We start from the raw sequence: 15087 nt of genomic DNA on the forward strand, positions 1-15087 counted from the left end.
AAAAAAATTACTAATAAAATGGTTAATTTAACAACTTAATAATTTTTTCTTTAGTATCAAAATAAATTTCGCTTTTTGCCATAAATTCATAACTTCCTTGAGTAATATTTTCTACAATAATCACAGGTGAAAGATCATAAAAACCAAATTTTTTTTGCCTTATTTTAAGCTCTTGATTTATTTTTAAAGGATTTTTAAAAAAATCATCAAAATTTTTAAATTTATTTTTAAGCAAAACATTAAAATAATCAAAACTCCATATATTTATCTCATCTTTAAAGCTTTTATAAAATTTCAAACTCTCTTCATTTATACTAAATTTTGTATAAGAATTTTTAAAATGAGAATAAAACAAAATATAAGCTTTTATCGCTTTTTTATTGTGTTTTACTAAAGCACTTAATAAACGATAATTTAAAAATTTCTCTCTTTGAATTTCAAATTTAATGCCCTTTTTTTCTAAATTTTTTATTTGCTTATAAAATTTAATTTTTTCTTCTATACTTGATGGTAGAATTTGCTTATTTATAGGACACATTAGCTCATCTATAAAATTTTTATTTTGTTTTTGTTTAGCAAGTGCATAAATACAACCGCAATAATTTTGATGATAAAGCATATCTTTTTTTGCTAAAGCAAATTGCATCTGAGTGCCGCCATTTTTTCTAAAATCAGGTGCTAAAAATTCTATATCAAATTTATCACATTCTTTTTGTAAGGCATTTTTTAATTGCTCTAAATCTTTTTTTGGAGAAGTTAAAAGAGTAGTAGTTAATTTGTTTTCACCAATTTTTTTAGCAAATTCTACGCTTTTTTGCATTCTAAAATCAAAACAAATTTGACATCTTGCACCTTTTTCTGGCTCATTTTCATAACCTTTTACTATATTTAGCCATTTTTCATAATCATATTCTCCCTTAAATAGCTTTATACCTATTTTTTTGCAACTTCTTTTTACATCTAAAAATCTAAGTTCATATTCGCTATATGGATGAATATTTGGATCGTAAAAAAAGCCTATAATATTTTCATTTGGATAAGCTTTTTTTAATTCTTGTATAAAATAGTGAGAATCAACACTACAGCAAATATGCACTAACATAAATCGTTTAGAACCTTTAGTGCGTGATCTTTTGTTTTGACATTTTTATAAATTTTTTCTATTTTTCCATTTTCATCTATGACAAAAGTAGATCTTATCAAGCCTTCATATTCTTTACCATAATTTTTTTTAATTCCCCAAGCTCCATAAAGCTTGCAAACTTCTTTTTGACTATCGCTTAATAATATATGTTTTAAATTATGCTTTTGAATAAAATTTACATGAGATTTAACACTATCTGGACTAATACCTATTATAACAGCATTTTTATCTAAAAAATCATCATAAAATTTAGTAAAATCACAAGCTTCTAAAGTGCAACCTGGAGTATTATCTTTTGGATAAAAATACAAAATTATTTTTTTACCAAAAAAATCTTTTAAAGATACATTAATTCCATCTTGATTTAAAAGCTCAAAAACAGGAGCTTTATCGCCTATTTGCAATTCTTTCATTTTTTTGCCTTTAATCTTAAATTTTCTACACTTTCACCACTAAAACCTATATTAAATGGTTCTATATCTTCTAAAATAACTACTATATTTTGCTTTGGTTTATTATATTTTTCATGCAAAAGCTTGGTTATATCGTGTATTAAATTTTGCTTTTGTTCTTTGCTAAATTCTGGCTTTGCTAATTTAATATTTACTATAGGCATAATTCCCTCCAAAAATAAAATACTATCAAAAAATTACCAAAAAAATACCAAGATACAAACATTTTTTAAAGTTTCGCTAATTATTAAACATATTTTTGATAAAATTACCCTTATTTTAAAAAGGTTTGTTTATGATTAGGGCAAAAAAAATTTGGATGGATGGAAAAATTGTTGATTTTGATGATGCAAAAATTCATGTTTTAACACATTCTTTGCATTATGCAAATGCTGTATTTGAAGGTACAAGAGCTTATAAAACACAAAATGGTTTAGCTATTTTTAGATTAAAAGAGCATACTAAAAGACTTTTAGAATCAGCTAAAATTACTTTAATCAATCCATCTTTTTCTCAAGAAGAGCTTGAAAAAGCACAAATAGAACTTTTAAGAGTAAATGATTTTCAAAATAACACTTACATTCGTCCTATTATCTTTTTAGGTGATGGCATTATGGGGCTTTATCATGCTAAAGCACCAGTTAGAGTAGCTATTGCTGCTTGGGAATGGGGTGCGTATTTGGGTGATGAGGGTTTAGAAAAAGGCATAAAAGTAAAAATCGCATCTTTTGCAAGAAATAGTGTAAAATCAAGCCTAGGCAAGGCAAAAGCAAGTGCGAATTATTTAAACTCCCAAATGGCTAAATTTGAAGCTATTGAAGCAGGATATGAAGAAGCATTAATGCTTGATGAGGAAGGATTTATCGCTGAGGGAACGGGAGAGTGTTTTTTTATGGTTAAAGATGATAAATTAATCACACCTCCAAATGATTTTTCATTAAAAAGCATTACTCAAGATACGGTTTTAAAAATCGCTCATGATTTAGGCATAAGCGTTGTGCGTCAAAGAATTTCAAGAGATGAAGTTTATGTAGCAGATGAAGCATTTTTTACAGGAACTGCTGCAGAAATAACTCCTATAAATAATATAGATGCAAGAATTATAGGAAATGGAAAAAGAGGTGAGCTTACTAAAAAGCTTCAAAATGCTTATTTTGATATAGTTTATGGGCGTAACGAAAAATACGCTTCTATGCTAACTTATATTTAAAGGAAATAAATGCCAGCTGACTTAAATGATTATTTTAATAAAAAAAACAATCAAAACAATAACAAACAAAATTTGAATTTCAAAACTCCGGAATTTAATTTTAAAGGTTTTGGGAAATTTTCTCCACTAATTTATAGTGCAATTGCTATTATTTTGGTTTTTGCATTATTTAAACCTTTTGCTATTGTTAACTCAGGGGAAATGGGAATTAAATCCACCACAGGTAAATATAGCCCAACTCCTTTAGAACCAGGACTTCATTTTTTTATGCCAGTATTGCAAAAAATTACCATAGTAGATACAAGAGTAAGGCAAATTAACTATGCTTCTGTCGAAGGTGTAAATGAAAATTTACATATAGGATCAGGTGTAGTTAATAAAAATAGCATTTCAGTGCTTGATTCAAGAGGATTGCCTGTTTCTATTGATGTAACTGTTCAATACAGACTAAATCCTTTACAAGTTCCACAAACCATAGCAACTTGGGGATTAAACTGGGAAAATAAAATCATAGATCCAGTTGTAAGAGATGTTGTAAGAAATGTTGTAGGACAATATACAGCAGAAGAACTTCCAACTAATCGTAACACTATAGCAGTTCAAATTGATCAAGGCATTAGAAAAACGATAGAGAGTCAACCAAACGAACCAGCGGAACTGCAAGCTGTTCAGCTTAGAGAAATCATCTTGCCTTCAAAAGTAAAAGAACAAATAGAAAGGGTTCAAATAGCAAAACAAGAAGCAGAAAGAACAAAATATGAAGTTGAAAGAGCTAATCAAGAAGCATTAAAAAAAGCAGCTTTAGCTGAAGGGGAAGCAAATGCGACTATTATTAGTGCCAAAGGTAGAGCAAGTGCAGTTAAAATAGAAGCTGATGCACAAGCTTATTCAAATAGAGAAATAGCAAAAAGCTTAAATAATCCTTTGCTTGATTTAAAACAAATAGAAACTCAAAAACAATTTAATGAAGCCTTGAAAGTTAATAAAGATGCAAAAATATTTTTAACTCCAGGAGGAGCTGTACCAAATATTTGGGTTGATAGTAAAGACAACAAAAGAGCTTCATCAATAACAAATTAAAAACAAAGAGTAGCAATGGATGCACAAAAAATACGAGAGCAAATACTTTTTTATATTTCTCATTTGCAGCTGATTGACTTTTTAGTCATTGTATTAGTTGTGTTTTTTTTCGTTGCTACTTTATTTATAGCACTTTTTATAAGACATAAGGCAAATTTTGCCTTTATTGTGATTTTTCTAGGAATTTTATGTTCCATTTCTATGGCATATCTTGGATATTTTTTAATAGATACTGTAGTAAGATCAAGAATTGTTAATATTGATTATTACAAATATTTCACTTATGATAACTCTTTAAGCATTGAATATAGTCTAAAAAATACTTCTAAAAATAATTTTCAATATTGCAAAATTTCTATTAGCGTTCATAAAAAACCAACAGACGATAGTAAAATTCAAAAATTTTTATATAGCATAAAACCCATAAGAAGCAAATCAATTATTTTAGAAAAAACTATAAAACCTGATCAAACTATAAATCTTAGGACAAAAATTTCCGATTTTAAAAGTGAAGAAAAATTTGAGATTAAAATAAATTCAAAGTGTTTTTAATGGGATATTTTACTCTTTTTCATATTTTAATAATCATTATAATGCTAATATCTACGGCATTAATTTGGCTTTTACTTTTTTTAAAAATATCTAATAAAAAAAATATGTTTATTTTTTGTGGTATTAGTTTAGTTCTAGCTATTATTTTAACTATATCATTATTACAAACAATTGATCAATACACTAAAAAAGCAAGTCTAAGTAATTTTTCAACTTATAGAAGATTAGCAACTGAAAGCATTATCATTAAAGGAAGAGTAACCAATGATACAAATTTTAAAATTTCCAAATGTTTTTTAGAGCTAAGAATAATCGATGATAATAAAAAACATGAAATCAGTGGCGAAATTTTCAATCAAAACAATTTCGATAGTATAAAACAAGCCAATAAACAACAAAGAGATGTATCTTACAATATCAACATAGCAAATAACCTTTTAGGTCATACATATAAAGATTTTTCATTTGAGGTGGCTTTACCACCTCATTATCAAAGTTATAAAATTTTCAAGCAATTAAAATGCAAATAATTTTATTTTATAAAATAATCTCCATCAAAACTTATTAAAGAGTATTTTCTTTCATCGCCTATACTTGAAACTAGCTCATTAATATCCAAAAAAGTCAAACTATCTGCACCTGTGTATTCTCTAACCTCTTCAACGCTTTTGTTAGCTGAGATTAGTTCTTCAAAAGTAGGTGTATCTATACCATAAATATCAGGAAATTTTATTTCAGGACAAGCTATAGCTAAATGAATTTTTCTTGCACCTGCTTGTTTTAAAAGAGAAATTATTTTTTTAGAAGTTGTTCCTCTTACAACACTATCATCAATTACAACTATATCTTTACCTTCTAAAACTTTTTTCATAGGATTTAGTTTAAGTTTTACTTTTAAATTTCTCATTTCTTGAGTTGGCTCTATAAAGGTTCTACCTACATAGTGGTTTCTAACTATTGCCATTTCAAGTGGAATTTTTAAATATTGTGCAAAACCTATTGCAGCACTTACTCCACTATCAGGAACTGGTACTACAAAATCTACCTTTTCTTTAAATTTTTTAGCCAAGGTTTCTCCCATTTTTTTACGCACTTCATATACACTTTTACCCTCTAAAATACTATCAGGTCTAGCAAAATATATATATTCAAATGCACAAATTCTTGGATCTGTTTTATCAAAGACTTGAACACTTTCAAATTCATCATTACCTTGTGTAAAAATTAGCATTTCACCTGGTTTTACATCACGGATAAATTCAGCTTCTATTAAATCAAAAGCACAAGTTTCACTTGCAATAATATACCCTCCATCTTTCAATCTTCCTAAAGATAAAGGTCTAACCCCGTAAGGATCTCTTACAACAAAAAGCTGGTTTTTACTAGCAAGCATAAAACAATACGCACCCTTGCTTTGGCTTAGGCTTTCTATAAATCTATCTTTTAAAGTTCCTTTTTTACTTTTAGCTATCAAATGCACTACATTTTCTGTGTCCATATTAGAATGAAAAATTGCACCATTTTCAATAAGTTCTTTTCTAATTTCTTCTTTATTAATCAAATTTCCATTATGCACTAAAGAAATATCACCTAAAGAACAAGTTGCTGCAACAGGCTGTGCATCATGTAAAGAAGAATTTCCTGCTGTAGAATAACGATTATGCCCAATGGCTATCTCGCCTTTTAAATCTGCTAAAATTTGAGTATTAAAAATTTGTCCTACTTCACCTTTGGCTTTATGTGTTTTTATATTTAAACCATCGCTTACACTAATTCCACTTGCTTCTTGCCCACGATGTTGCATAGCAAACAAAGCATAATAAGCAATCGTACTTGCATTTTTTGAATTAATTACTCCAACTACTGCACACATTTAAATTCCTAAACAATCATCTATATCATACAAGCCATTTTCTTGAGAAACTAACCATTTTGCACACTTTATAGCACCCTTTGCAAAAGTTGCTCTTGAAGTGGCTGTATGATTTAATTCTATAAATTCACCTTCATTATAAAAGCCAACTCTATGAGAACCTACTATATCACCACCTCTTAAACTCATAACCGCAATTTCATCTTTACTTCTTTGACCAATTATCCCATCTCTTCCGCTAATTCTTACTTTTTCTAAGTCCAAATTTCTAGCTTTAGCAACATTTTGCGCTAAAGTCATTGCGGTGCCACTTGGTGCATCTTTTTTCTTATTATGATGCATTTCTAATATTTCTATATCAAAATCTTTTAAAGCTTCACTTGCTAAATATGAAAGTTTTTTTAATATGGCCACACCTAAAGACATATTAGTTGCATAAAGAATAGGCATAATAATACTCGCACTTTGCATTAATTCTTGTTGCTTATTATTCAAACCTGTAGTTCCTATTACCAAAGGTTTTGGATTGCTTCTTGCATACAAAAGCAAATCTTCGCATCCTTTAGGAGTAGAAAAGTCTATAATTACATCACATTTTGCAAAAAATTCTTCATAATTTGAACCTTGATCAAACAAAGCACTTTCCTTTGCTTGATCATCCTCTTGCAAACAAAGTCTTATTTGAGTTCCCATACGCCCATTACTTCCATGAATTCCAATATTTATCATTTTAAATCTACCTTTTTAGAATTTGGAAAATTGTAGCGTTTATTTATTTAAAAGCAAATAACACTTTTTTTAATCATCCCATTTTTGGCCTAAAAAATTTCCATTTCTATCAAAAAACATCTCCATATTGTTGCTTAGTTTTACTTCATATCCGTATTCTTCCCAGTCCACATCTACAATAAAAGCACCAGGAAAGGAATTTTGAATTTTATCCATTATAGGCTTTGAAAGTCCATAATAATTTTGTGTATAAGGATAATGTTGTGGTATATTTTCTTGATATGGGTTAATATTTTGCTGTGTAATATTTGCACTAGCTATTGCCACTAAAGTTACACCTAAAATTAGTATTTTTTTCATAAGATTCTCCTTGATAATAATTAATAGAAGAATCTTATAAAGTTTGTGTGAAATTTATGTGAATATTAGTGCAGACTTTCTACATAAGCTAAAGCACTAAGTGCAGCAACTGCTCCATCTGCTGCAGCACATACAACTTGTTTTGGAGCATCTTTTCTTAAATCTCCTGCAGCAAATAAACCTGCTACATTAGTTTGCATTTTAAGATCAACGCTTACCTGACCACCATCTTCCATAGCACATAAAAATTCCCCATTATCTTGCTTTAAAATCTCATTTCTTACATCTAAACCTACAAAGGTAAAAATTCCTGGCACATCAAGTTCTCTTTTAGAACCATCATTAAGGCCTATTTTGATTTTATTCACACCCATATTATCACCACAAACCTCATCTATAATAGCATTGGTGATTAATTCTATTTTTTCATTATTTTTAACTTTTTCAACCGTTGAAGGAGCTGCTCTAAATTCATCGCGTCTGTGGATAAGATAAACTTTTGAGCATATATTTGCAAGATATAAAGCCTCTTCTAATGCAGTATCGCCTCCACCCAAAACTGCTACTTCTTTATTTTTATAAAAAAAGCCATCACAAGTTGCACAAGTGCTAACTCCTTTTCCAAAAAATTCATCCTCGCCTTTAAAACCTGCACGACGCGGAGTAGAACCTGTACAAACAATCACAGCCTTAGCTTGCGCGTTTTTTCCGCCTTCAAGCTTTATATTAAAACTACCATCAGCATTTTTACTTACTTGCTCTACACCTATCATTTCATGCTTTAAGCCAAAACGCATGCATTGTTCATTCCAAGGTGCCATAAAAGAAATTCCATCTAAAATTTGTGCTACGCCTGGATAATTTTCTATTTCAGAACTTGAAGTAATTTGCCCACCTGGCATACCTTTTTCAAACATTACAACATTTTTTAATCCGCCTCTAGTAGCATACAAACCCGCACTCAATCCTGCAGGACCACCACCTATAATAGCTAAATCTAACATCATATTTTCCTTGTGATTTTTATTTTGAAGTATTATACAAATTTTTCTTTAATTATAAATAATAAAAATTATTAAATAGTAAAAAATATAGTAGAAAGCCACTTAAGTGGCTTTAAATTATAAAAGTGAGTTTAATTTATCTGATAAAGCTTGTTTAGATTGAGCACCAACTAATTGATCAACTACTTCACCATCTTTAAAAAAGATAATAGTTGGTATAGATCTAACACCAAATTGCGCTGCTAAATCACCTTGTTCGTCTGTATTTACTTTACAAATTTTAGCCTTGCCATCAAAATCATTAGCAAGCTCATCAATAACTGGAGCAAGCATTCTACAAGGTCCACACCATGGAGCCCAAAAATCAACTAAAGCTACACCTTCTTTTGCTTGTGCAAAATTTTCTGCAGTTAAATCAATATATTTTCCCATTTTTTCTCCTTTATTTTTTTAAATTTTATTGAAATAGAATAAACATTGTCTTAATAACTAATATTTTCTACAAGCTTTATATCATCTTTATACACACAAAGTAAATCTAATTGAAAATTTTTTTCATTACTATGTTTCATAAAGTAATATTCTATAGCTTTTATAATTTTATTGTATTTTTTAAAATCCAGTCGATACGCTACTTCATAATTTCCTTGAGTGCTTTTAACCTCAATAAAATGTAAAATATTATTTTTTACAGCAATAATATCAATTTCTCCAAATTTAGAATGAAAATTTCTTTCTATGATTTCAAAGCCTTGTGATTTTAAAAATTCACAAGCATCATTTTCACCTTTTTTACCAAAAAGATATTCTTTTAAGCCCATTAATCTTCTATTCTCATCATAAAAATTTCTTCTTTGATAAATTCTTGTTGTTTTAATTTTTGTATTAAAATTTGTATATTTTCTTCATAAGTTTCATGGGTTATAAAAAATAAAGTACTATAGTTTTCCTGTTCTTTTTTAGGCTTTTGAAGAAAAATATCAATAGAAATTTCATGCTCGCTCATTAGCTGAGTAATTTTTGACAAAACACCTATTTTATCCAATACCTTCAATCTCAAATAGTATCTTGTATAAATTTTATCTTTATCTAAAAGTTCATAAGAAGTATCACTTAAATATCCAAAAATAGCACTATTTTTTTCTTTTCTTGCTATATCGATTAAATCCGCTATAACAGCACTTGCAGTTGCTCTTCCTCCAGCACCTGCTCCATAATATAAACTTTCTCCTAAAACATCACCATATACACTAATAGCATTCATAACCCCATCAACTTTTGCAAGCATTTTGTCTTTACTAAGCATAGCAGGATGAACCCTTAGTTCTATTTTTTCATCTTTTATTTTAGCAATACCCAAATGTTTAATAACATAATCAAATTCTTTAGCAAAATAAATATCCTCATCGCTTACTTTACTAATACCCTCAATCAAAATATCTTCAGGTTTTACTCTTAAACCATAAGCAATATTAGCTAAAATTAAAAGCTTATGTGCAGCATCAAATCCTTCTATATCAAAAGTAGGATCAGCTTCAGCATATCCTAAATCTTGTGCTTTTTTTAATACTTCTTGAAATTTGGCATTATCTTCTGCCATCTTACTTAAAATAAAATTACTTGTACCATTTAATATACCTTTTATAGAAAGAATATTATTTGCACTCAAGCCTTCTTTTAAAATTTTAATGATAGGAATTCCACCTGCAACACTAGCCTCATAACCAAAAGCTGAATTTTTAGCTAATTTTTCAAGTTCATAACGATGATAAGCAAGCAAAGCTTTGTTTGCTGTTATCACCGCTTTTTTTTGTTTTAGTATTTTAGAAATTAACTCAAAAGGCAAATCTATACCACCCATTAATTCTACAAATACATCAATATCATCGCGTTTTAAAATCGCATCAATATCATTTACCACAGGAATTAACGCATTTGGCTTTGGAGTTTTTGCTAAAGCAATTACTGGAATAATTTCTTCATCACATCTTGCTTTAATCAAATCTTTATTTTTTAATAAAATTTCTACAACAGCACTTCCTACAGTGCCATAGCCTAAAATTGCAACTTTCATTTTATTCTCTTAAATATTTTTTGATATTTCTTGCCCCTTGGCGTATGCGATTTTCATTTTCAATTAAAGCTATACGCACATACTCATTACCTGCTTCACCAAAACCTACCCCAGGGCTAACAGCTACATTGGCCTTTTGCAAAAGCTGTTTAGCAAATTCCATACTTCCAAGATGAGCTTTATTCTTAGGCAATTTTGCCCACACAAACATACTTGCTTGAGGCTTTTTAAGACTCCATCCTGCTTGATGAAAGGATTCAACTAAAACATCCAATCTTTTAGCATAAATTGCTTTAATCTCTTCTACACAACTTTGATCACCATCTAAAGCTATAGTAGCTGCAACTTGCACAGGAGTATACATGCCATAATCAAACCAAGATTTTATTTTTTTTAAAGCTCCAATTAAGCGTTTATTACCTACAACAAAACCCACACGCCAACCTGCCATATTATAAGATTTTGAAAGTGTATAAGTTTCTACTGCAACATCTTTAGCACCTTCAACTTCTAAAATAGAAGGGGTTTTATAAGCTCCAAAAGTCAAATCCGCATAAGCAATATCAGAAATAATATAAAATCTTTCTTTTTTTGCCATAGCAACCAATCTTTCATAAAAACTTTTTTCTACGATAACCGTTGTAGGATTGTGAGGAAAATTTACCACTACATATTTTGGGCGTGGCAAACTCTCACGCAAGGTTTTTTGCAAATTTTCAAAAAAGATATTTTCATCAAGTTCAAATTTATCATTAAAGTCAAAAGGCATTGAAACTACATTACCACCTGCTATAATAAAAGCTTGAGTGTGTATTGGATAAGCAGGGGTTGGTACAATGGCCACATCACCAGGATTAATCACAGCTCTTGCTAAATTCACAAAACCTTCTTTTGAACCCATAGTAGCAACAACTTCGCTTTCAGCATCTAAATCAACATTATATTTTCTTTTATACCAATTACAAATTGCAAGTCTTAACTTATAAATTCCACTAGATGCAGAATACCCCGAAGTTTTGTCTTTATTAGCACTTTCACAAAGCTTATCTATAATGTGCTGTGGGGTTTTGCCATCAGGATTTCCCATAGAAAAATCTATAATATCCTCTCCAGCTCTTCTTGCTGCCATTTTTATCGCATTTACTTCTGCAAAAACATAATTTGGAAGTCTTTCTATGGTATTAAAATGAATTTCTTCAAACATTTTCCGTCCTTTTTTAGCGTCTTAAGTAAATTTTTAAACCCCTTTTAATATTATCAAGGCTAAACATATCTCCTATAATAGCATATTTTGCACCCAAAGGAATAGGCAAAGTTATATCATTTTGCTTATGTATTTTTTCTACTCCTTGGATAAAATTTAAATTTTTATCCAAAAATTGGATTTTGCAAAACCAAGAATCTAAATTATGTGCGCTTAATTCTATAGACTTTGCCCCTTGTAGATCAAGAATATATTCCCTTAAAGGTTTGTTTAGTTGAGTAAGGACATTAAGTGAAACTTGGGTGTTAATTTTTGGCATAGCTTTTGAAAAATCAAGTTCGTATTCATAGTTTAATTCTGAAATTTTAGAAATATCCTTAATAAAAACTGAATTTAAAAGTAATGCTTTATAAAATAAACCAGGATCTAGCATATATTGAGAATCAACAGCTAATTTATATGTAATATAATTTTCTCTTAATGTTAGCTCAATAGGTATAAAATAAACATAACCTAATTCATTTAAAGTATCATTAATAATTTTGAAAAAAATTACAGAATCAGCTTGTGCTTTGAAACTAAAAATCAATGTTTTTGGCTCATTAAATATAAAGTTAGCTAAAGAATTTGTTTTTAAAATTTGCGAGATTTCATATATATTCACATTTTTATTTACATCTATGTAATTGTTGTTTGCAAACAAAAGCTCTAATTTTGCATCTTTAGAGCTATCATTAACGATATGTTTTGCAACCTCTAAAGCACTTAATGCATAAGCATTTATACTAAAAATTATAGCAATGATTGCAATTTTTACCATAACTTTCCTTTGTTTTCTTTCATAAATTCAGCCTTAGTAATTTGCTTAATTTGACCATCTTTGATAATTAAAAATTTAGATAATCCATTTTTAAATTCTAAGGTATTGTTGTTTTCATCATTCATGGTAAAAGCTGCATGTCCTGTAGTAATTAACATATCTTTTTGTAAAGAAAGTACATAATCTTTCTTTATAATCATGGAGCTTTTTTTATGATCTTTTAAGTCAATCATTCCTATCCAAAGTTCAGCACTAGGTTTAATAACACTTTCTTTTAATAATATTGTTTTATTATTATCAATGTCTTCATTTGTTATATTTTCATCTTGATTTTGCTCTAATGTAATATTATTTTCTACATTTACATCGCTTTTGTTTTCTTCTATAATAGGATTTTTTTCTTCGCTAGCAAAAAAATTAACTACTTCTTCGCTTTTATTATCATCGTTTTTATCTTCTAAAACAACTTGTTCTTGCTCTAAAATATTTGTAGTATTTTCATCAGTAAAATTTTGAAAAAATCTTGATGCACCAAAAGCTATAAGTATAATTAAAACCACTGCAATTATAATTACAAAATACCATAAATTAGAACCTTCTTTTGTATAAGAATTAACTCTTGGAGAAATATGAACATGGTTTTTTTTCTCTATACCATTTTCTTCTAAATAAGCATGATATTCTTCTAAAAAGCTTGTGAAATCAAGATCATATTCTCTTTGTAAAATTTTAATATAGCCATTTACATTAAAACGAGATAAAGTTTTAAAATCTTTTTTTACAATAAGCTCAAGACATGCTAATTCAATTTGCGTTCGTCTTTGAACTTCTACTAAATTTAAATCTTGTAATTTTGTCCAATTATCCATTTTTCATCCTATCACAAAGTATTGCAAAAGCTGCACTTACATTTAAGCTATCAAAATCATTATGCATTTTTATACCCACACATTTATCACTTTTTTTTAAAATCTTAGGGGCTATACCAAAACCCTCACTACCCATAATCAAAACTTTTTTTTCTTTAACTTTTATAGTATGTATATCATCTCCTCCACTTGCACTAGCATAAATATAAAAACCTTTTTGTTTTAGCTCATTTATCATGGTTAAAATATCATCATTTAAAACGATTTTCATATCTAAAGCCGCGCCGCTGCTTGAGCGTATCACTCCATCAATAGCCACACTTTTTGCAGCCAAAATCACCCCATCAACTCCAAGTGCATAAGCACTACGCACAATAGCTCCGATATTTCCAACATCGCTGATATTATACAAAATTACAATAAAATCTTTTTCCTTTAAATCCTCAAAAGCACTAAATTCAAATTCTTTAATATCCATCAAAAATCCTTGATGATTACCCCCTCTTGCAAGGCTTTGTGCAGTTTTAAAATCAAGCTTTTTGATCTTTTTAGAACTTTTGATAATTTTTGTAAAATCAGCCTTTTGGCATTCTTTTGCCAAATAAATTTCATTAATTTTTTCTTTATGTTTTTCTAAAATGTAAAAAAATACCTGCTTACCATATACTATCATTTTTAAATAATAACCAAATTCAACTTAAAAGCAGTTTTTGATAATTTTCTTTTGGAGATTTTGCATTAATTTTTGAAAGCAATTTTGCTTTTACTTTTAAAGGTAAATCAAGCTCATAAATATCTTGCTCACATAAGGTGTTTTGACGAAATTGCGTTTTTTTAGCATCTACTACTACACACCATTCACCACGCAAATCCATTGTTTTTAACTTTTCTAAAACCTTTAAAGCATTTGCTCTAAATTTACTTTCAAATTTTTTTGTAGCTTCTTTAATTATAAAAATTTCGCGTAAAGGGTCTATTTTATTAATTTCTTCTATTAAACTAAGTATTCTAGTAGGTGCTTCATAAATTATACTAGGATAAGGATTAAGCATTAAATTTTCAATATCTTTTTGTCTTTGAGGATTTTTATTAGCCAAAAAACCCATAAAAATAAATTCTTTTTTACAAAAAGCACTTGAAACTAAAGCTAACAAAGCAGCATTTGCACCTGCTAAAACTTCATAATCAATATCATTTTTAATAGCATACTCGATTAAAAATTGCCCTGGATCGCTAATACCTGGCATACCTGCATCACTTAAATATACAACATCTTGATGAAAAAAATTTTCATCTATTTTTGCTAAAAAATCTTTTTCATTATGCGTATGCAGTGCTATGAATTTATGAGGTTTTATTTCTAAATTAAATTTTTCATTAAGAAGATGAATTAAAGATTTGCAAACTCTTGTATCTTCGCACAAAAAGAGTTTGCATTTTTGTAAAATTTCTAAAGAGTGAAAAGATATATCGCTTAAATTTCCTATAGGTGTAGGAATAAAATATAACATTATTGCATTGCGTATTTTTTCTTAAATTTCTCTACACGACCTGCAGCATCGACTATTTTTTCACTACCTGTGAAAAATGGATGGCAATTTGAGCAAATATCGACTTTAATTTCTGCTTTATTTGATTTAGTAGTAAAAGAATTTCCACAAGCACAACTTACTTTACATTCTACATATTCTGGATGAATTTCTTTTTTCATTATTT

20 protein-coding genes are annotated in these 15087 nt (G+C 28.7%); 4 read left to right on the plus strand and 16 right to left on the minus strand.

Going from position 1 to position 15087, the window contains the following annotated elements; genetic code table 11:
* Window positions 1-22: 22 nt before the first annotated feature.
* The 3 genes from CPEL_RS07560 to CPEL_RS07570 are packed head-to-tail and all read right to left on the minus strand — an operon-like array spanning window position 23 to window position 1760.
* Complete coding sequence (locus tag CPEL_RS07560) at window positions 23-1102, minus strand: epoxyqueuosine reductase QueH (protein WP_044599317.1); 1080 nt, start codon at window positions 1100-1102, stop codon at window positions 23-25.
* Window positions 1096-1557, minus strand: a complete 462-nt coding sequence (bcp, locus tag CPEL_RS07565; protein WP_044599318.1) for a thioredoxin-dependent thiol peroxidase — start codon at window positions 1555-1557, stop codon at window positions 1096-1098. Before bcp ends, CPEL_RS07560 begins: the two co-directional genes overlap by 7 nt.
* Window positions 1554-1760 (minus strand): tautomerase family protein, encoded by a 207-nt coding sequence (locus tag CPEL_RS07570; RefSeq protein ID WP_044599319.1) that lies wholly within the window; start codon window positions 1758-1760, stop codon window positions 1554-1556. Before CPEL_RS07570 ends, bcp begins: the two co-directional genes overlap by 4 nt.
* Before the next feature lie 131 nt (window positions 1761-1891).
* Here CPEL_RS07570 and ilvE point away from each other — a divergent pair, with 131 nt between their 5' ends.
* The 4 genes from ilvE to CPEL_RS07590 are packed head-to-tail and all read left to right on the plus strand — an operon-like array spanning window position 1892 to window position 4968.
* Entirely contained in the window at window positions 1892-2806 is a 915-nt protein-coding gene (ilvE, locus tag CPEL_RS07575; RefSeq protein ID WP_044599320.1) for a branched-chain-amino-acid transaminase, read from the plus strand.
* Between the two features lie 9 nt (window positions 2807-2815).
* Window positions 2816-3886, plus strand: a complete 1071-nt coding sequence (locus CPEL_RS07580; protein ID WP_044599321.1) for a prohibitin family protein — start codon at window positions 2816-2818, stop codon at window positions 3884-3886.
* A 15-nt stretch (window positions 3887-3901) separates the two neighbouring features.
* On the plus strand, window positions 3902-4438 hold the full coding sequence (locus CPEL_RS07585) for a DUF2393 domain-containing membrane protein (protein WP_044599322.1): 537 nt from the start codon (window positions 3902-3904) through the stop codon (window positions 4436-4438).
* Window positions 4438-4968 (plus strand): DUF2393 domain-containing membrane protein, encoded by a 531-nt coding sequence (locus CPEL_RS07590; RefSeq protein WP_044599323.1) that lies wholly within the window; start codon window positions 4438-4440, stop codon window positions 4966-4968. Before CPEL_RS07585 ends, CPEL_RS07590 begins: the two co-directional genes overlap by 1 nt.
* Window positions 4969-4970: 2 nt before the next feature.
* Here CPEL_RS07590 and purF read toward each other — a convergent pair whose 3' ends face one another.
* From purF to rpmE, 13 genes are all read right to left on the minus strand, one after another.
* Window positions 4971-6311 (minus strand): amidophosphoribosyltransferase, encoded by a 1341-nt coding sequence (purF, locus tag CPEL_RS07595; protein ID WP_044599324.1) that lies wholly within the window; start codon window positions 6309-6311, stop codon window positions 4971-4973.
* On the minus strand, window positions 6312-7040 hold the full coding sequence (gene dapB, locus CPEL_RS07600) for a 4-hydroxy-tetrahydrodipicolinate reductase (protein ID WP_044599325.1): 729 nt from the start codon (window positions 7038-7040) through the stop codon (window positions 6312-6314).
* A gap of 69 nt (window positions 7041-7109) precedes the next feature.
* Window positions 7110-7400 (minus strand): DUF2874 domain-containing protein, encoded by a 291-nt coding sequence (locus CPEL_RS09700; RefSeq protein ID WP_044599326.1) that lies wholly within the window; start codon window positions 7398-7400, stop codon window positions 7110-7112.
* A 65-nt stretch (window positions 7401-7465) separates the two neighbouring features.
* A complete protein-coding gene (gene trxB / locus CPEL_RS07610; RefSeq protein WP_044599327.1) occupies window positions 7466-8404 on the minus strand; it encodes a thioredoxin-disulfide reductase in 939 nt (312 codons plus the stop codon).
* 117 nt (window positions 8405-8521) lie between these two features.
* Window positions 8522-8836 carry a thioredoxin gene (gene trxA / locus CPEL_RS07615; RefSeq protein ID WP_044599328.1) on the minus strand — a complete coding sequence of 105 codons (315 nt, stop codon included), beginning with the start codon at window positions 8834-8836 and terminating at the stop codon, window positions 8522-8524.
* A gap of 50 nt (window positions 8837-8886) precedes the next feature.
* Window positions 8887-9225, minus strand: a complete 339-nt coding sequence (locus CPEL_RS07620) for a YraN family protein (RefSeq protein WP_044599329.1) — start codon at window positions 9223-9225, stop codon at window positions 8887-8889.
* Window positions 9225-10478, minus strand: a complete 1254-nt coding sequence (locus CPEL_RS07625; RefSeq protein WP_044599330.1) for a homoserine dehydrogenase — start codon at window positions 10476-10478, stop codon at window positions 9225-9227. Before CPEL_RS07625 ends, CPEL_RS07620 begins: the two co-directional genes overlap by 1 nt.
* Before the next feature lies 1 nt (window position 10479).
* Window positions 10480-11682: an LL-diaminopimelate aminotransferase gene (locus CPEL_RS07630; RefSeq protein ID WP_044599331.1), complete on the minus strand. Its 1203-nt coding sequence runs from the start codon at window positions 11680-11682 to the stop codon at window positions 10480-10482.
* A 13-nt stretch (window positions 11683-11695) separates the two neighbouring features.
* On the minus strand, window positions 11696-12502 hold the full coding sequence (locus tag CPEL_RS07635; protein WP_044599332.1) for a hypothetical protein: 807 nt from the start codon (window positions 12500-12502) through the stop codon (window positions 11696-11698).
* A complete protein-coding gene (locus tag CPEL_RS07640; protein WP_044599333.1) occupies window positions 12496-13371 on the minus strand; it encodes a hypothetical protein in 876 nt (291 codons plus the stop codon). Before CPEL_RS07640 ends, CPEL_RS07635 begins: the two co-directional genes overlap by 7 nt.
* On the minus strand, window positions 13364-14044 hold the full coding sequence (gene rlmB / locus CPEL_RS07645; RefSeq protein ID WP_044599334.1) for a 23S rRNA (guanosine(2251)-2'-O)-methyltransferase RlmB: 681 nt from the start codon (window positions 14042-14044) through the stop codon (window positions 13364-13366). Before rlmB ends, CPEL_RS07640 begins: the two co-directional genes overlap by 8 nt.
* A gap of 19 nt (window positions 14045-14063) precedes the next feature.
* Complete coding sequence (gene rsmI / locus CPEL_RS07650) at window positions 14064-14882, minus strand: 16S rRNA (cytidine(1402)-2'-O)-methyltransferase (RefSeq protein ID WP_044599335.1); 819 nt, start codon at window positions 14880-14882, stop codon at window positions 14064-14066.
* On the minus strand, window positions 14882-15082 hold the full coding sequence (rpmE, locus tag CPEL_RS07655; RefSeq protein ID WP_044599336.1) for a 50S ribosomal protein L31: 201 nt from the start codon (window positions 15080-15082) through the stop codon (window positions 14882-14884). The genes rsmI and rpmE overlap by 1 nt, the downstream gene beginning before the upstream one ends.
* Between the last annotated feature and the right edge of the window lie 5 nt (window positions 15083-15087).

The sequence above is a fragment of the Campylobacter peloridis LMG 23910 genome (assembly GCF_000816785.1).
GTDB lineage: Bacteria > Campylobacterota > Campylobacteria > Campylobacterales > Campylobacteraceae > Campylobacter_D > Campylobacter_D peloridis.